This is a genomic window from Streptomyces sp. ITFR-16 (genome assembly GCF_031844705.1).
GTDB lineage: Bacteria > Actinomycetota > Actinomycetes > Streptomycetales > Streptomycetaceae > Streptomyces.
Genome location: NZ_CP134609.1, coordinates 7,718,863 through 7,737,501, shown reverse-complemented (window position 1 = coordinate 7,737,501; position 18,639 = coordinate 7,718,863). Strand labels below are relative to the sequence as shown.

7 protein-coding genes are annotated in these 18,639 nt (G+C 74.5%); 1 reads left to right on the top strand and 6 read right to left on the bottom strand.

Translation table 11 applies throughout. From position 1 onward, the window contains the following. Window positions 1-8 precede the first annotated feature (8 nt). From RLT58_RS34175 to RLT58_RS34160, 4 genes are read right to left on the bottom strand one after another with little or no spacing between them, the layout of a single operon-like run. A complete protein-coding gene (locus RLT58_RS34175) occupies window positions 9-1,253 on the bottom strand; it encodes a type III PLP-dependent enzyme (RefSeq protein ID WP_399131748.1) in 1,245 nt (414 codons plus the stop codon). 56 nt (window positions 1,254-1,309) lie between these two features. Further along, window positions 1,310-3,046, bottom strand: coding sequence for an IucA/IucC family protein (locus RLT58_RS34170; protein ID WP_311314238.1), 1,737 nt, complete (start codon window positions 3,044-3,046; stop codon window positions 1,310-1,312). Between the two features lie 6 nt (window positions 3,047-3,052). Then, window positions 3,053-4,921 (bottom strand): IucA/IucC family protein, encoded by a 1,869-nt coding sequence (locus tag RLT58_RS34165; RefSeq protein ID WP_399131746.1) that lies wholly within the window; start codon window positions 4,919-4,921, stop codon window positions 3,053-3,055. Beyond that, window positions 4,918-6,120 carry an ATP-grasp domain-containing protein gene (locus RLT58_RS34160; RefSeq protein WP_311314237.1) on the bottom strand — a complete coding sequence of 401 codons (1,203 nt, stop codon included), beginning with the start codon at window positions 6,118-6,120 and terminating at the stop codon, window positions 4,918-4,920. The genes RLT58_RS34165 and RLT58_RS34160 overlap by 4 nt, the downstream gene beginning before the upstream one ends. 214 nt (window positions 6,121-6,334) lie before the next feature. Here RLT58_RS34160 and RLT58_RS34155 point away from each other — a divergent pair, with 214 nt between their 5' ends. After that, window positions 6,335-7,195 carry a (2Fe-2S)-binding protein gene (locus tag RLT58_RS34155; protein ID WP_311314236.1) on the top strand — a complete coding sequence of 287 codons (861 nt, stop codon included), beginning with the start codon at window positions 6,335-6,337 and terminating at the stop codon, window positions 7,193-7,195. Window positions 7,196-7,270: 75 nt separating this feature from the next. Here the strand turns inward: RLT58_RS34155 and RLT58_RS34150 are convergent, their stop codons facing one another. Together RLT58_RS34150 and RLT58_RS34145 are read right to left on the bottom strand one after the other, a co-directional pair. Next, complete coding sequence (locus tag RLT58_RS34150; protein ID WP_311314235.1) at window positions 7,271-8,671, bottom strand: MDR family MFS transporter; 1,401 nt, start codon at window positions 8,669-8,671, stop codon at window positions 7,271-7,273. Next, complete coding sequence (locus RLT58_RS34145; RefSeq protein WP_311314234.1) at window positions 8,668-18,639, bottom strand: non-ribosomal peptide synthetase; 9,972 nt, start codon at window positions 18,637-18,639, stop codon at window positions 8,668-8,670. The genes RLT58_RS34150 and RLT58_RS34145 overlap by 4 nt, the downstream gene beginning before the upstream one ends.

Sequence of the window (18,639 nt, the reverse complement as noted above, 5' to 3'; positions counted from 1 at the left end):
TGCCTAACTTAGCATCCTCCGGAGGTTCTGGTTCCTGGGCCACCGAGGAATCGGAAGCCGGGCGGCGGGTGCATCAGGAAGTCGCGATGGGAGATGTTCCAGGCGTAGGCCCCGGCCAGCGCGAAGACCACCCGGTCCCCCGCCCGTAGCCCCGGTGCGACAAGTCCGCTGGTGAGCACGTCCTTCGGGGTGCAGAGCTGGCCGGCGACCGTCACCCGGCCGCCCTTCGCGGCGGGCCTCGGCCACGGATGCGGCCATGCCTCGACGGGCACCACCTCCGCCGGCTGGTCGTGGCCCTTGGCGGCGGGCGTCCGCAGGTGGTGGGTTCCGCCTCGGACGACGGCCACGTCCTGCCCGTGACTGCGTTTCACGTCCAGCACCTCGGTCACGTACCAGCCGCAGTAGGCGGTCAGCGCGCGGCCGGGTTCGATCCGCAGCCGCAGGCCGGGGTGGCGCGCGACGAGGGACGCCAGCCCGGCCCCGTAGGCAGCCCAGTCGAAGCGGTCGGCGGGGCTCGTGTAGTCGACGCCCATGCCGCCGCCCAGGACCACCTCGTCCAGCGCGGTCCCGTGACACCGCGCCAGAGCGGTGGCCGCCGCCACGACGGCCTCGGCGACGCACAGCAGCGCGCCGGCGGGCAGGCCGCTGGCGAGGTGCGCGTGCACCCCTGCGGCTTCGAGACCGGGGCAGTCGCCGTCGGTGAGCAGCCGGAGTGCCTCGGACGCCTCCTCCGGGCCCATGCCGAAGGGGGCCGGGCGGCCGCCCATGGTGAGGGCGCTGCCGGTCAGCGTGCCGTCCGGAACGGGCGGGTTGATCCGGACCAGGACGCGGGTGGGCGGACGGCCGGGGACAGGGGTGTGCGCGGCGAGCGCACGGAGCATCCGCACCTCGTGGAGGCTTTCGGCGTGGACGCGCTCCACGCCGGACGCCAGCGCCTCGGCGAGTTCGGCGGGGGTCTTTCCCGGTCCGGAGAAGGCAAGGGGCCGTCCGGGCACGGCGGCCCGGACGTGGGCGAGTTCACCGCCGGACGAGACCTCGAAGCCGTCCGTCCACGGGGCGAGGGTGGCGAGGATCCGGGGGTCGGGGTTGGCCTTCGCCGCGTAGTACAGCTCCACCTCCGGCGGAAGGGCCGTGCGCACAGCCGCGGCGTGCGTATGCAGGTCCGTCAGATCGTGTACGTAACAAGGAAGTTCATGGGCAGCGAGGTTCCGCGCATCCGAGCGGACGGCGGGGGTGAGCAGTGGCGAGGGCACCGGTGATCCGTTCGAGTCGGTGGTAGGGCGGGCGGGGCTCCGGACGGGGGGCGCGGTCAGGTGGGGCGGCGGCCGTTCGCGGCTGCGGGGGCCAGCGGTGACGGCAGACGCACGTACCCGGCGTCGCGGTCGGCCGAGCGGCGCCAGCGGGTGAGGAGGTTGGCCTTCGCGGGCAGCGGCGCGCCCGCCAGCAGCGCGCGCAGTTCCCGCGGCCGGCCGAGGGTGCCGGAGCTGCTCTCCAGGACGGTGCGTACCTGCCGCCACAGGGCGGGTTCGGTCTCCGGGTGGAGGTCGGCCACGGCGGCGAGGACTTCCGCGATGTGATTGACGAGCAGGCAGTAGACGACCCGGTTCCATCCCCTGTCGCGGTCGTACGTGAGGGGGCCCGCGACCTCGTGGGGCAACTCGCGCAGGGCCTCGGCGTGGTGGCTGCGCAGGAGCTTGGTGCCTTCGAGGTCGCGGAAGAGGGCACGCTCCGCGAGGCCGTCGGGGCCGAAACAGACGACGACGTTCTGCAGGTGCGGTTCGAGGACCACCCCGTGGCGGAAGAAGGCGGTCAGGACGGGAGGGATCAGCACGGCGGTGTAGCGGCGCCACCACGCGGCGGCCTCCTCCGGCCCGGCGTCCGCGAGGAGCGTCAGGGCGCGACCCGGGGCGAGCGGGTACTCGTCCGCGACGGCTGCCGCCAGGAGCGGGGTGGCGCCCTCGGGGGTGTGACGGGTGAGGCCCTCGCGGACGATCACGCCGAAGCCTTCCAGGAGGGCACGGTCGGGGCGGCCGTCCGCGCCGGGGAGGGCGAGCGAGCGGTAGGCGGGCTCCCGGAGCACGGCGGCCCGGGGGTGGCGCGCCGCGAGGTCGGCGAGGACGGGTCCGAGCAGCCGGGTCAGGGCGACGGCTCCGGTGAGCTCGTACGAGGAGTTCTTGCGCAGGCAGTTGGTGATCCGCACGTCCAGGCTGAACTTCAGGAAGTCCGTCCCGTCGTGGACCGTCCGCACGGAGGCGGTGGGGGTGACCGGGGTCGCTGCGGACCCCAGGTCGAGCACGTCCCGGCGGGCGAGGGCGGCCCGCAGCGCGGGATGCCCGCCGAGCATGCGGAACTGCCAGGGATGCGCGGGGAGCAGCCGGTACCCGGGAGGTGCCTCGCCCGCCCGGTCGAGGGCCGCCGCTCCCCCGGGTTCCACCGTGTCCCCGACGAGGAACGCGTCCCGGACCGCCAGCAGCCGCAGCGGGAACCGTGCCCCTTCCTCGGGCGCGTACGCGGCCCAGGTGTCGGGATCGGCGCCGTGTGCCTTGGGTGTGGGGTGGAAGCGGTGGCCGAGGAGCAGGGACTGTTCGGAGGCGAGGTAGGCGTCGAGGGGGTCCCCGGCGCCGGCCTGGTCCGGGGTACGGGCCGGTGCGCGGACGAGAGAGCTGGCGATGGCGCGGTGGCTGGCGGCCACCTGGGACAGGAACTCGTCGTTGTCCGTGCCGGTGCGCAGGGTCAGTTCGCCGTGCACCAGTTCGGCGAGCCGCTGCCAGCCGATCGTCTGCCAGGCGCCGCCGCGCGAGACCTCCCTCAGCCCGGCGGCACCGGAGAAGCGGTGGGCTCCCAGGAGGGAGGTGCGGCGCACGCCGATCCGCAGCAGGGTGTCCAGGTGCGGCAGACGCACGACGAGGCGTCCGTCGGTGAGGGTGCGGTCCTCCGGTGCGGTGGCCTCGCGCAGCAGACAGTTGAGCAGGGTGTGAGCGACCGCGTCGTCGGCGGTGGGGAGGAACGTCGCACGGGCCGGTGTGCGCGTGGTGGTGCTGGGCATCGGCGGTTATGCCTTCCGCAAAAGGTAGTTGGGGCCTGTGGTGTAGTGCTTGTTGATGTCGGTGGCTCCGGACCGCGCCTTGGTCAGCAGAGTGCCGGCCGTCACCATGGCCTTCACGGGCAGCTCGGCGGCGTCCAGGACTCGGGCCCGCAGGACAGCTGCGGCCTCCGGGCGGGTGCCGGCGGTGCGGTCGACCGCCTCCGCGAGCCGGTCGCGTACGAGGCCGAGCAGCCGGTCGAGGGGTGCGGTGCCGTGCGCGGCCAGGCCGAAGGCCAGGGAGCCCGCGCACAGGTGGACGGTGATGGCGGTGAACAGGTCGGCGACGGGCCCGTCCTCGCTGACGCAGATCCGCCGGTCGTCGAAACCGAGGCGTTCGGCCGTCGGTTCGGGACAGCCCCAGGCTTCGGCCAGGCGGCGGGTCCGGACACGCGGGCCGTCGTTGTCCTTGAGGAGCAGGCGGGGGCCGTCGGTGCCGCCGCCGAGGACGAGTGAGACGTTCTGCTGGTGGGACTCCAAGGCGATGCCGTGGGCGAAGAGGGTCGTCTGCCAGTCGAACAGCAGGGTCAGGACGGAGTCGGCCAGGGCGACCGGGTCGCCGCCGTGGAAGCGGTCGGCGAGGCCGTCGATGACGGGCCTCCCGTCCGGGGCGGTCGCGAGGAGTGCCGCGAGCGGGAGGACGGTTGCGTCGTCGAGCCCGGCGGGCTGCCGACGGTGGAGCACGGCGAGGAGTGGGTGTCCGGCGTGGGCGTAGTGGGTCTCGTCGGCGAGCAGGACGCGTCCGGCGAAGCGTGGCTCGCGCCGCAGGACCCCCTCGATGAGGTGTTGTCCGGCGGCGCCGTCGCGCAGGGAGCCGGGGGTGACCGTACGCCGGTTGAGCAGGCCCAGGGTCGCGGTGGCGAGCGGGAGTTTGATGTGGGTGTCCGGACGGCCCGCGAGTGCGACCGTCCGCATGGACAGGGTCGGTACGACGTCGAGCGACGGCCGTTCGGCGAGGTGTGCGTACGGGGCGAGGCCCGTCTCGGCCAGGGCGGCGCGCAGGGGGCCGGCGGCGGTGAGCGGGTGGACGGGAAGCAGGAGGTGGCCCTCGCGGTGGCGGGCCGGCAGCCCGAGCTCTTCGGGAGTGGGACGGATGCCGTCCGGGGCGGGCCCTGCGTACGGTGGAGCGCTCCCGGTGGCGGATGCGGTGCGGACCGTGCCGGTCGCGGCCGTGCCGGGTCCGGGCACCAGGGTGACGCGCGGGGCCGGCAGCGAGAGCCAGCGCAACGGGAACCGAGGGTGGAATTCGGGGGCGTACGCGCGCAGTTCCGGCTCGCCCAGTCCTTTGCGGCCTCGGGAGACCGGATGGACCGGATGGTCGGTCCGGGCGGCCAGGGTGTCGTAGGCCAGTGATCCGGTGTGGCCGCGCCAGTGGGCCGCGTCGGTGCCGTGCCCGTCGGCCAGCCTGGCGAGCACCGGGGCCCGGGTCGCCGTGTGCAGGTGGCGGGCCGCGAGGTCGCCGCGGCACTCCTCGGCGAACGCCGCGTAGCCGGCGGCGTCCTCAGGGGCGGCGAGCCGGGCCAGGGCGCGGAGCACGGAGTCGGTGGTGACCAGGTCGGTACCGTCCGGCTCCTGGCGAAGGAGGGGCAGGCGGGCGGCCCAGATGCTCTGGAAGCCGTCCTTGCGCAGGGGCAGGAGGAGAGCGCGGCCGGGCCCCGTGACAAGGCGCAGCCAGGGTCCGTCGGCCCGGTCGAGGACGGTGCCTCGGGTGCGCAGCCCTGCCACGTCCTCGCGCAGCAGGGCACTGAGAACGCGCAGGAGCTGGTGTGCGGCGTTGTGCGTGGTGTGCGCGGGTTCGGCGGCCGGGGCACCGGGGACCAGGCGCGGGGCCCCGGTCACGGGGTGATCTCCCAGCGCTGGGCGGCGAGGAAGGAGTCGGCGGCGCGGTCCACCGCCGCCTGGTCGGGGCCGATGGTCCGCAGGATGCCGAGGTAGTCGCGGTTGGTGCGGTACAGCGGCCGGTGCGCGCCGACCGGGCGCAGCGGGCGGTAGGTGAGGCGTACCCCCGCCTCGGTCAGGTCGGTGTCGCCGGGCGCGGAGGTGAGCACTCCGGCCCGGTCGGCGCACGGGGAGTCGATCCGCGCGGCGCCCTCCGCGCGGGCGCCCAGGGTCTCGGGCAGAGGTTCACCGAGGTGGGTGGCGAGGACGAGGTCGAAGAGCGGGATGCCGAGCAGGTCGGCGAGGAGGAGGTCGCAGTGGTCCCCGATGACGCGGTAGTTCACCTCGATGATGCGTACGCGGCCGTCGTGGACGACGAACTCGGTGTGGCAGGCACCCGCCCCCACGCCGAGCGCCGCCAGCCGGCCGAGGACTTGGGTGACCACGGCCGCGGGGTGGTCGCGGACGTAGGTGAGCCGCTGTTCGATGAAGTGGGGCGGCGCCGAGAGGCGGGTGTGGAACCCGCCGAGGACATGCAGACGGCTGCCGTCTCCCAGGGTCTCCAGGGTGTACAGCTCGCCGGGCAGGAACTCCTCGACGACCAGGGCGGCACCCGGGCGGCGTGCGCGGATCTCCGCGCAGTGGCGCAGGAGTTCGTCGGGGTTCTCGGCGCGCACGACGTCCTCGCTCGCCACACCTTCGCGCGGTTTCACGACGCACGGGAAGCCGACTCCCGCCGCTTCGAGGCGGTCACGGGGCGACTCCCCCGGCAGGATCTCGGCCGCAGTGACGGATTCGGCTCCGGACAGGGCGAGGTGACGGCGCATCAGGGCTTTGTCCTTGGTACGCAGAGCGGCGCGCCAGCTCTTTCCGGGCAGGCCGAAGAACTCGGCGGCCAGTGCGCCCTGCACCTGGAGATGGTCGCTGTTGGTGAAGACGGCGTCGGGTTGCGCGTGCCGGGAGATGTGGCTGATCACCGCGCGGTGGTCGCGGACGTCGCAGGCGGCGATGCCGACCCGGGGCCCCAGGAGTGCGGGCGGTCCGTACGCGTCGGGCCGGTCGGTCAGGACAGTCACGGACAGGCCGAGCCGTGCGGCGGCCGGAAGGAATCCGCTCACCACCGAATCGGTCGGATTGAGGGCGAGCACATACATCTGCATCAGCGGTCACTTCCGGCGCACTGGACGAGGAGAGACGACGGAAGCTTAGGTTAGGCATGCCTAATTCCACCAACTGGGCGACAACACCCCGGGGTTCGCTCGACCGCCCCCCAGGCAGTAGTAAGGTGAGCCTCCCCTAAGCTGACGATCCGCTGGTCATCACCACTGCCGCGGGTTCTGTCCGTCGTGTGTGCACTTCCTCCTAGGAGCCCCCGTGATCCTCGCCCCGGCACCGGCATCCCTCCGGACCGCCGAGAGCAGCTCCGCCCTCCTCGCGGCCACCTACCGCCGGCTGATCGATGTCTGTCCGGGGCTCGACGCCGAGGTGGCCGAACCGGGTGCTCCGGCCGCGCAGAACTGGGTCGATGTCGCCGAGCTCGCGGGCCGGCCCGGTCTGCTGGACGCCTTCCTCGACGCGGAGCGGGGGCGGATCGCCGAGCAGTACGAGCACCGGGCGCGTCCCGATGTGGTGGCCTCCCGGCTGCTGCACAACTGCCTCTGGTCGCTGTGCCTGCTGCTCGGCGGGCCCTGGTACCTGGAACGCCGGGTGCCGTTGCTGCGCCCGGAGGACGTACGGATCGGGCGGTGCGAGGACCGGTACCAGGTGGTGCCGGGGACGTTCGCCTGTCTGCCGGGCGATCCGGCGGAGGGGCTGCCGGGGGTGCGCCGGGTGCCGGACGAAGCGGCGCTGGGCGACCTGTTGCGCGGCGCCGTCGCCGAGTTGGTGCGGCCGCTGTGCGCGGCGCTGGGGTCCCATGTGCGGCGCGGGCCCCGGACGCTGTGGGGCATGGTCGAGGACGATCTCGTCTCGTCCCTCTGGTACGTGGGCCGGATGCTGGGCGAGGAGGAGCAGGCCGTCGCCGCCGCCGGGCGGCTGCTGCCGGGGCCCCTTCCGCCGTTCCCCGCGGGCGCCGGGTTCCGGCGGCTGACGGGGGCGGACGGTGCCTCGTACCCGACCCGGGACCGGGCGGGGTGCTGTCTCTTCTACACGATCCGCCCGCACGAGGCCTGCGACACCTGTCCCCGGACCTGTGACGCCGACCGGCTGCGCGGTTTCGAGGCCGGGCGGGGCTGACCGCCGGGAGGCGGGGGCGTACACGGCGGCGGGCCGCCGGACGGGGAGTTCCCGGTCCGGCGGCCCGCCCGTGCGTCATGGCTTCCTGGGCTGGGTCCGGGGCAGCCTCGTGGCCCCGGCGGCGGCGAACAGGCAGAAGCCGAGCACCCACCAGAAGGTGTCGCCGAACGCCGCGGAGATATCCGTGCCATGGGCCGACAGGCGGTTCTGCAGGACCACGGCCAGGGCAGCGGTGCCGACCGAACCGCCCACCGTGTTGAGCAGGTTGAGCGCTCCGGACGCCCGGGGCAGGTGCTCGGGCTCGATCCGGCTGTAGACGATGTTCATCACCGGCGCGCCGATCATGGCCATCCCGAAGCCGCGCACCACCAGCGCCGAGGCGATCACCACGTCCGGGACGCCGTGGCCCAGCTGGGTGAACGGCACCGTGCCCGCGAGGATCAGCACGATCCCGGTCACCACCAGGGTCCTCGGCGCGACCTTGCTGATGGTGCGGTTGACCAGCACCGACCCGGCCGCCGCACCCAGCCCCTGGGGGGCGAGCAGCAGGCCCGCCTCCCAGGCGGACATGCCCCGGCCGGTCTGGAAGTACAGCGGCAGCAGGAACATCGTGCCGAACACCGAGGCGCCGAGGACCAGCAGGGCGACGGCGGCCGCGCCGAAGGGGGGCCGGGCGAACAGCCGGGGGTCGACCAGCGGGGTGGCGCGGGTGCGCAGTCCGTGCACCGTGAAGCCGGCCAGCATCGCCAGCCCGGCGGCCACCCCGGCGGTGGCCGGGACGGTGCGCCCGTGGGCGACCTCGGTCAGGCCGTAGACCAGCACGGCCAGGCCCGGCGAGAGGAGCAACGCCCCCCGCAGGTCGAACGCGGTGCGCCGGGTCGACGGCGGCACCACCGGCACATGGCGGCGGGCGAGCAGGACCGCGGCCACCCCGATCGGCAGGTTGACCAGGAACAGCCACGGCCAGGGCGCCACCGCGAGGATGGAGCCGCCGGCCAGCGGGCCGAACACCGGTGACAGGAGCGGGACGACGGCGACGACACTGATGACCCGTCCGGTGCGCCCGGGGCCCGCGACCCGGGCCAGCAGCGCCTGCCCGGTCGCGGGCAGCAGTCCGCCGCCGAGGCCCTGGACCACCCGGAACACGATCAGGCTGGTCACCGACCAGGCCGACGCGCACAGCACCGAGCCGAGGAGGAACAGGCCCACGGCGGCGATCCAGGTCCGCCGGCCGCCGAAGCGGTCGGCGAGCCAGCCGGAGGCCGGCACGGCCGCGACCACGGCCAGCAGATAGGCGGTGGAGACCCACTGGATCTCGGCGACGGACGCGCCGAACTCCTCGGTGAGGCGGTCGATCCCGACACTGACGATCGTGGCGTCCAGCGTGGCCATGAAGGTGCCGAGCACCAGGATGAACGCGATCCGCAGGAGTTGTCTGTCCACACGCTCCACCGGGGGCGCGGCGTCGGCGCTCATCGGCCCTCCAGAAGGTTCAGCACGTCGTGGTCGAGGTGGGTGTCCAGGCCGCGGAGCAGGCCGAGGAGTTCCCCGGCGAGCCCGCTGACGTCCGTGCCGGCCCGGTGGGCGAGCACGCCGGTCCAGCCCTCTCCGTCGGGCATGACGGTCAGGGTCGCGGGGTGGTGGGTCGACTCCCGGAACCGGGTGCCGGTCACGGTGAGCCCGGGGGCGGGCTCCCGCAGGCGCTCCGGGTCGACGGGGTAGTTCTCGAAGACCACCATGCTGTCGAAGAGCCTGCGCCGTCCCATGAGCCGTTCCAGGTCGGACAGGGGAACGTGGTGGTGTTCGACCAGGCTCCGCTGTCCCGACTGGAGGGCGGTGAGCGTCTCGGCGAGGGTCCCGTCGAGCCGGGCCCGTACCGGAACGGTGTTGGCGAGCAGGCCGATGATCTCCTCGACGCCCTCCAGCTCCGGCGGGCGGCAGGAGACCATGGCGCCGAAGCAGACGTCCTTGTGGCCGGAGCGCCGGGCGAGGAGCACCGCCCAGGCGCCCTGCACCAGGGTGTTGAGGGTCAGGCCGCGCCTGGCCGCGAGCCGGGTGAGGCCGGCGACCAGGTCCGGGCCGAAGGTGATGACCTCGGGTTCCTGCCAGGCGGGACCGGGTTCGCCGTCGCCCAGGTAGTCCCCCTCGGGCAGCCCGTCCAGTTCGGCAGCCCAGGCGTCGAGGTCCGGCTCGTGCTCGGCGCACCAGGTGAGGTAGTCGGCGAACGGTACGGGGGCGGGCAGGGCCGGGGCCTCGCCGCTCAGCCGCGCGGTGTACAGGGCGAACAGTTCGCCGAGGATGCGCGGGGCGGACCAGCCGTCGGAGAGCGCGTGATGGCTGGTCATGACCAGGTCGGCCGCATCGGGACCGCGACGGATCACGGTGAGGCGGAAGAGCGGGCCCCGAGCGAGGTCGAACGGCTCGGCGAGGTCGGCCGCCAGGACCGCGTCCGCCGGTTCGTCGGTGACGCGGAACTCCGGCCGGGGCGTGGTCGGGATCACCGCCAGCGAGGCGGGGAACACGGCGCCCAGGTTCGGGTGACGGGCCAGCAGGTCGTCGCCCGCCGCGCGCAGGGCGTCGGTGTCGAGCCGGCCCGCGAGGGAGAACGTCGACTGCACGGTGTACGGGTCGGGGCGCTCGGTCCGCGAGTGCCGCAGCATCACCTCCTGGAGCGGGGTGAGCGGCTGGACCCCGGCGACGGGACGGTCCCGGTCGAGCGCCTCGATCTCCGGTGCGGCGGCGGTCCGCAGCAGCGCGGTCCGCAGGTGCCCGGCCAGGTCCTCGATCTCGGCGGCCGTGAACAGCGCGGCCGGCCAGGTGATCCGGACCCCGAGGGCGTCGTCGCGCACCAGGGCGTTGACCATCAGGCTGTACGGCAGCGGCATCGCGTCGGAACCGTTGGAGCCGAGCGGGTCGGCGTCCGGGGGCGCCTGCCACGGCGTCTCCTGTTCCGGGGCGCCGGGGTACTGCCCGAGGTAGTTCCAGGCGATCTCCGGTTCCACGCGGTCCAGCAGGCCGGCCGAGGTGAGGATGCCGTGGCCGAGGCCGTCGCCCTGGGCGCGCAGCCGCTCCCTGACAGCCCGCACGTCGTCGTCCGCGTCGAGCCGTACGGGGTGGACGGCGGTGAACCAGCCGACGGTCTGGGAGAGGTCGACCTCGCGCGGGCGGCCGTGGCTCTCCAGCGCGACCAGCACCTGCGGTGCCCCGCGCCACGCCCGTACCGCCCGGGCGAGCGCCGTCAGCAGGACGGCGTCCGGGGTGGTGCGGTAGGCGGCCGGCAGGGTCGTGATCAGGGCGCGGGTCGTGTCGGTGTCGAGCCGGAGTTCATGGTGTGTCGCGGTGGCCACGGTGTCCCGGGCCGGGTCCAGCGGGCCGGTGAGGGGCTCGGTGGCGGTCATCCGCCGCCAGTGCGGCAGTTCGGCGCGCCGGTCGGCGTCGTGCAGCGAGCGCGCCCAGCCGAGGAACGACTGCCCGTGCCGGGTCAGCGTGCCGCCGGAGTAGGCGTGTTCCAGGTCGTCGAGCAGAACGCGCCAGGACACGCCGTCGATGACCAGGTGGTGGGCGATCAGGGCGAGCCGGCCAGGCCGGCCGGGTCCCGCGTCGACCCACAGCGCGCGCAGCAGCGGACCGGTGCGCGGGTCCATCGCCTTGCGGGCGGTGGCGATCCCGGCGTCCACGGCGGCGCGCGGGTCACCGTCCGCCCGGACACAGGTCAGCATCTCGGCGCCGGTCACCGCGCCGGCCGGCGGGATGCGCAGCATGTCCCCGGCCAGGTGGGCGCGCAGCACGTCGTGGCGGGCGAGCACGTCGTCGAGCACGGCCTGCCAGGTCCTCTCGTCACCGCCCGGCGGGACGCAGACCTCCACCCACTGGCAGAAGCCGTCGGCGGCCGTCCCGGAGCGGCGCAGCAGGTCCCGCATGACCGGGGTCAGCGGCGCGTCGCCCACGGCGGGTGCCTCACCGCCGTCCAGGGTGCGGGCGCGGGCCGCGATTCCGGCGACCGTCTCGCCCTCGAAGACGTCCTTCGGGGTCAGTCCGAGTCCCTGGCGCCGGACCCGGGAGACCAGTTGCAGGGAGACGATGCTGTCGCCGCCGATGTCGAAGAAGTTGTCGTCGGGCCCGATCTCGTCGGTGCCCAGGACGTCCCGGAACACGGCGAGCAGGACGGCCTCCGCCTCGGTGGCGGGTTCGCGCCGCGCGGTGGCGGCGGTCTCGGGGGCGGGCAGTGCGGCGGAGTCGAGCTTGCCGCTGGGGCTCAGCGGGAGCCGGTCGAGGGGGACGAGTGCCGTCGGCACCATGTGGTCGGGCAGTTCCTCGGCGAGGTATGCGCGGACCTGGGCGGTGTCCAGGTCCGCGTCGTCGGTCGGGATGACGTAGCCGACGAGCCTGCCCTCGCGCATGATCACGGCGCAGGCGCGCACATCGGGGTGGCCGGTCAGGGCGGACTCGATCTCGCCGAGCTCGACGCGGAAGCCGCGGACCTTGACCTGGTGGTCGGCGCGGCCGAGGAACACCAGCTGTCCGTCGGGCCGCCACCGGACGAGGTCGCCCGTGCGGTACATCCGTTCGCCGGGCGGGCCGTAGGGGTCGGCGACGAACGTGCCGGCGGTCAGACCGGGGCGGCCGAGGTAGCCGCGGGCCAGGCTCGGGCCCCCGAGGTACAGCTCGCCGGTGACCCCGACGCCGACGGGCTGGAGCCCGCCGTCCAGGACGTAGGCGCGGACGTTGGGGTCGGGCCGGCCGATCGGCAGGGGCCCGGCGTCGTCCGGGTCGTAGTGCCAGGTGGTCGAGTTGATGGTGACCTCGGTGGGTCCGTAGGCGTTGAAGAGCGCCCGGCGGCCCCGGCCCCAGCGCCGGGCCAGTTCGGGATCGAGCCGCTCGGCGCCGACGACGAAGAACACCTCGGGGTCGACGGTGCGGTCGTCGGGCATCGCGGCCAGGAACGACGGGAGCAGGTTCACTCCGGTCACCCGGTGCTCGACGATGTAGTCCAGCAGTTCGTCGCCGGGCACGCGCACCTCCTCGGGCGCGATCACGGACGTACCGCCGGACAGCAGCGGCACCATCGTCTGCCAGAACGCGACGTCGAAGCTGGTCGAGGCGAAGTGCAGATACCGGTCGTGCTCGGTGACCCCGACGACCTCTTCCTGAAGGGCGATCAGGTCGGGCACGCCCCGGTGGGTGACGCCGACGCCCTTGGGGCGCCCGGTGGTTCCGGAGGTGTAGATGACGTAGGCGAGGGCGTCGTCGGTGAGCCGTGCGCGGGCGTCGGCCGGGTCGGTGTCCGGTACGGAGGCGAGGGTGGCCGCGTCGTCCAGGCGCAGGACCGGGATGTCGCGGTCGACGGGCAGTGCGGCGCCGGTGGTGACGGCCGCGGCCGGGTTGATGTCGTCGAACATGTACGCGAGGCGCTCGCGCGGGTAGCTCGCGTCCATCGGCACGTACACCGCGCCGGCCTTGGCCACGCCGAACAGGGCCACGGTCATCTCGATGTCGCGGCCGAGGAGCACCGCGACCGGGTCCTGCGGCCGTACCCCGCGCGCGATCAGCGCGTGGGCCAGCCGGTTGGCCTGCCGGTCCAGCTCCTCGTAGCTGAGGCTACGGTCGCGGCAGACCAGGGCCTCGGCACCGGGCTTGCGCCGCACCCAGGCGGCGAACTCCTCCAGCCAGTGGCCCCGGTCCTTGGCGGCGACGATCTCGGTGCCGGTACGGAGCATCAGGGCGCGCTCGTCGGGGTCGAGCGCGGGCAGCCGGAGTGCGGGCCTGGCGGGGTCGTCGACGATCTCGCGCAGGAGGTGGTGCAGCCAGCGGCCGTAGTCGCGCACGGTCGCCGCGTCGAAGGCGCGCGGCTGGTAGCCGAGGCCGATGGTGATCTCCTCGTCGGGGATCACGATGACGGTCAGGGCGTAGTGGGTGGCGTCGGTGATGTCGACGCCGGCGAGTTCGAGACCGGGGGCGAGGGGGGTGCGCTTGCGGCTGGAGAGCGGGAAGTTCTCCATGACCAGCATGGTGTCGAAGAGTTCACCGATGCCGACCGCCCGCTGGATCTCTGGCAGGCCGACGTGGTGGTGCTCGGCCAGGGCGACGCTCTCGGCGTGCACCTGTGCCATGAGGTCGCGCACGGTGCGGTCCTGGCTGTGCCGGACCCGTACCGGGACGGTGGTGCCGAGCTGGCCGATCATCGACTCGACGCCGTCGACCTCGGCGGGCCGGCCGGAGACCGGGCAGCCGAACACGACGTCGCGGCGGCCGGTGAGCCTGCCGAGGAGCAGGCCCCACGCCGTCTGGAGCACGGTGGTGAGGGTGACGCCCTGTTCGCGGGCGAAGGTGCGCAGCCGGTCGCTGAACTCGACCCCCAGCGCGACGGTTTCGCGGCCGGGCCGCTCGACGCCGCTGCCGGTGGCGGCGGGTGCCAGCCGGGTCGCGTCGTCCACACCGGCCAGCGCCTCCCGCCAGGCGGCGAGCGACGCGTCCTTGTCGCGGTCCGCCAGCCAGCGGAAGTACTCCGACAGCGGCGGGGAGGCGGGTGCGGCGGGGCCGCCGCTCAGCTCGGCGTACAGGGCGAGCAGGGTGCGGCCGACCAGGGGCATCGACCAGCCGTCGAGCAGGGCGTGGTGGTTGGTGATGACCAGCTTGTGCTCGGCGGGGCCGACGCGGGAGAGCAGGAAGCGGATGAGCGGCGGCCGGGACGGGTCGAAGGGGCGCTCCAGATCGGCGCGCGCGGCTTCGGGGAAGCGGTCGTCCTGGCGCCAGTCGAGGGCGACATCGGCGGGGATCACCTGCACCACCTCGTCCCCGGCGGTGCCCAGGTACACGCGCAGGGCCGGGTGGCGGCGCAGCAGTTCGTGCGCGGCCCGGGCCATCCGGTCCGGCTCCAGCTCGCCGGCCAGGGTGGTCACGGCCTGCACGACATAGACATCGGTGTCCTCGTCGTCCCGGACCATCGTGTGGAAGGACAGCCCGACCTGGAGCGGGGTGGCGGGCAGGACGTCGCTGAGGCGGCCGGTGCGTTCGAGGGCGTCGATGGCGTCCTGGTCGAGGCCGACCAGCGGGAGGTCGGACGGGGTGAGTCCGCCCGCGGTGTGCAGGGCGTGCGCGGCCAGGGCGTCGAGCGCGGCGGCCCAGGACTGCTGGAGGCGGCTCACGGCCTCGGCGCCGAGGACCTCGGTCGCGGCGGTCCATTCGACGGCGAGGCGCGGCTCGTCGCCCTCGTGGACGAAGCAGTTGAGGGCCAGCACCTGTTCCAGGGCCTTGGCGGCGGGTTCGGTCACCGAGAAGGCGTCGTGCTCCGGCAGGCTCCAGCCGGACGCGGACAGCGGGGCGAACCGGCCCAGGTAGTTGAGCAGGACGTCCGGCGGCGGGGTGGCCGCCAGTCCGGGTCCGGCCTCCGGGTCGAGGTGGCGCAGGACGCCGTAGCCGACGCCGCCGTCGGGGACGGCGCGCCGGGCCTCCTTGGCGGCGCGCAGCGTCCGGCCGACGTCGTCGGACGCGGGCACCCGGACCGGGTACTCGCTGGTGAACCAGCCGACGGTGCGGGACAGGTCGAGGTGTTCGCGGCCGTGGCCCTCCATGGAGACGGTCACCGCGTCGTCGCGCAGGCCCCAGCCGCGCAGGGCGAGGACGAGCGCGGCGAGCAGCACCTCGTCGACCCCGGCGCGGTAGGCGGCGGGCAGGGTGGTCAGCAGGGCCTCGGTCGCCTCGGCCGAGGCGACGGTGACCGACCGGTGGGCGGTGGAGACCGTGTCGCGGGACTGGTCCAGGGGGCGGGCGCCGAGCCGGGAGGCGGCGGCGAGGGCGGTCCGCCAGTGGTCGAGCTCGCCGCGCCGGGCGCCTGTCCTGCCCTGTTCGGCGAGGAGCGTGGCGTGCCGCCGCCAGGAGGTGCCGACGGGTTCGAGCGTGCCACCGGTGCAGGCGGTGTGCAGGTCGGGGAGCAGGACGCGCCAGGAGACGCCGTCCATGGCGAGGTGGTGCACGACGACGACCAGCCGGTCGGGCGTGCCGTCGCCGGTGCGCAGCAGGGTCACGCGGAGCAGGTCGCCCGACCGGGGGTCGAGCTGGCCGGCGAGCCGCTCGGCCAGCGCGGTCACGTCGTCGTCGTGGACCTCGTCCACGACGGCCCGCACCAGGCCCCGGGGCAGGACCTCCAGGCCGTCGGCGACCCGCAGGCGCAGGGCGTCGTGGTGGTCGAGGACGGTCTGCACCCCCTTGACGAGCGCACCGTGGTCGAGTGCGTCGATGCTGAGGGCGGTCCACTGCGCGTACCCGGCGACGGTGTCCACGTCCGGATGCGGGTCGAGCAGGCCGCGCACGATGGGCGGGGCGGGCACCGGCCCGATGGGGTCGTCCGCCGGTTCGGGCGAATCGGCGAGGAGGGTGGCGGAGGCGGCCAGCGCGGCGAAGCTGCGGCGGGCCAGCAGATCGCGTGGCCGCAGCCCGATGCCGAGCGCCCGCAGCCGGCTGCTGACGGTGATCGCGGTGATGCTGTCGCCGCCGAGGGCGAAGAAGTCGTCGTCGACACTGACGCGTTCGACGTCGAGTGCGTCGGCCAGGACCTCGCAGAGCAGCCGTTCGCGGTTGGTGGACGGCTCCCGGCCGGTGCCGGAGAAGGCGGGTGCGGGCAGGGCGGCGCGGTCGAGCTTGCCGTTGGGGGTGAGGGGCAGCCGGGTCAGGACGACCACGGCCGAGGGCACCATGTGCTCGGGCAGCCGCGCGGCGAGGTGGGCGCGCGCCTCGTCGCCGGTGACGGAGGCGGACACGATGTATCCGACGAGCCGGGAGGAGCGCACCCGGGCGGCGGACGCGGTCACTCCGGGCACGGCGGACAGGGCGGCCTCGACCTCGCCGGTCTCGATGCGGTGGCCGCGGATCTTGACCTGTCCGTCGCCCCGGCCCAGGTACTCCAGGCCCCGGCCCGGTATCCAGCGGGCGAGGTCGCCGGTGCGGTACATCCGGTCCCCCGGTGCGCCGAAGGGGTCGGCGACGAAGCGTTCGGCGCTCGCGCCTGGCCTGCCGAGGTAGCCGCGGGCCAGGTGCGGTCCGGCGAGGTACAGCTCGCCGGGCCGGCCGTGCGGGACCGGCTGGAGCGCGCTGTCCAGCAGGTGGATCCGGGTGCCGGCGAGGGGGTGGCCGATTGTCGGCTCGTCGCCCTCGATCCGGGCGGTGGTGCTGTCGACGGTCGCTTCGGTGGGCCCGTAGATGTTGCGTGCGGTGATCCCGGACTCGGCGACGCGCCGCCACAGGGCGGGCGGGGTGGCCTCGCCGCCGAGCACCAGGAGGGCCGGGCGCAGGTCCAGGAGCCCGGCGTCGATCAGGGGCGCGGCCATCGACGGGGTGGTGTCGACGATGTCGATGCCGTCGCGGGTGTACGCGGCGAGCAGGGCGTCGGCGTCGCGGGCCGTCTCGGTGTCGTACACGTGCAGTTCGTGCCCGCACAGCAGCCAGACCAGGTGGTCGAAGGCGGAGTCGAAGGCGAACGAGTAGGTGTGCGCGACGCGCAGCCGGCGGCCCGTCGCCCGTTCGGCCTCCGTGACGACGGTGGCGCGCTGGTGGTGCAGCAGCGCGGCCAGGCCGCCGACGCGGCCGAGCACGCCCTTGGGGCGGCCGGTGGAGCCGGAGGTGTGGATGACGTAGGCGAGGTGCTCGGGGTGGCGCGGCGCGGCCAGTTCGTCCTCGGCCAGGGGCGCTGCGGACCGCCCGGCGGCCTCGTCGAGCAGGGTGGTCCACGGGAGTCCGTCGACGGCGCCGGCGGTCAGGACCAGCGCGGGGCGGGTGTCGTCGATCAGCTCGCGCAGCCGCTCGGGCGGGTAGGCGGCGTCCAGCGGGAGGAAGGCGGCGCCCGCGTCCAGTACCGCGAGCAGGGCGACCACGGAGTCGGCGGAGCGGGGCAGGGCGAGGGCCACGACGTCGTCGGGTCCGATCCCCCGTGCCCGCAGCGCACGGGCCAGCCGGTGCACCCGCTCCGCGAGCGCCGCGGCGGACAGCCGCTCGTCGCCGCAGACCAGGGCCGTGCGCCCCGGGTCCACCGCGGCCATCGACGCGAAGGCGGCCGGTACGTCGACGGGGGTGCCGGGCAGGGCCGGCGGGCACCAGTCGGCCCGCAGCCGTGCCACGTCCTCGGCCAGGGCGATCCGGCCGACGGGGCGGCCCTCGGTCAGCCCGGCGAGCAGGGCGCGCAGGCCCGACATCAGGCTGTCGACGGCGGCCTGGTCCTTGGTCCGGGAGTCGACCTCGAAGCCGAGCAGCAGCCCGCCGTCGCGGGTCGGCAGGACGCTCAGGCCCATGTCCTCGGGCGGGCCGCCCGCGACATTGCGCATGACGCCGCCGGCACCGGCGAAGTCGAGGGCGAGGTCGAATGCCTTGAGGTTGATGCCGCGTCCGTGCAGCAGCGCGCCCGCGCCGGGCACGCCGAGGTCGCGGGGCAGGTCCTCGCCCCGGTAGCGCTGGTGTTCACGCATCTCGCGCATGGCGGAGGCGACCCGCCGGCTCAGCTCCCCGAGCCCGTCCCCGCCGCGCACGGTGACCCGCAGCGGCAGCACGTTGACGGCCATGGAGGGGGTGCGCAGCTCGGCCGAGGCCACCCGGCACATGAGCGGCAGGGCGAAGACCACGTCGGTGCGGCCGAGCATGCGGTGCAGGAAGGCGGCGTAGCCCGCGATCAGCGCCTCGCCCCAGGTGACGCCCTCCTTCTCGGCGAACTCCCGCAGCCGGGCCGTCTCCTGCGGAGAGACGACGGCGCGTGCGGTCAGGGTGCGGCCGGGCTCGTCCGAGGCGTCGGGGTCGTCGGCGGCGCCGAGGTCGGGCAGCGGGGTGAACCGCTCCACCCAGTAGGCGCGGTCCTCGGTGAACCGCTCGCTGTCGCGGTACTCCCGGTCGGCGGCGACGAGAGGGGCGAAGGTGCCGAAGGTCGAGCGCGGCGGCTCGGTGCCGCGGACCAGGGCGGTGTAGCGGGCGGCGGTGCGCCGGGCGAGCATCGCGGCGGTGTAGCCGTCGAAGATCAGGTGGTGGCCGAGCTGGGTGTACCAGACCTCGCGGTCGGAGAGCTTGATGACGGTACGTGAGTACAGGACCCGGTCGGTCATGCCCCGGCAGGCCTCGGCGGTCCGGGCCCGTTCGGCGTCGACGAGCGCCTGGGCCGCGGCGGCGGGGTCGGCCGCGTCGCTGACGTCGACCACCGGGGGCGGTGCGACCGGTTGGCCGCTCACCGCCTGGCGCGGCCCGTCCGGGGTGTCGTACACCCGCAGCCGGAGGGTCTCGGCCTCTTCGGTGGTGGCGCGGACCGCCTCCGCGAGCGCGGCCACGTCGACCGGTTCGCTGCCGGATATCTCCACCACGTCGCCGACCACGTAGTACGGCGATTCGGGTTCGAGGCGCTGCGCGTTCCAGATGCCCAACTGGGCACTGGTCAGGGCCAGGAGGTCGTCCGGGGACACGCTTGCGGGGCTCAA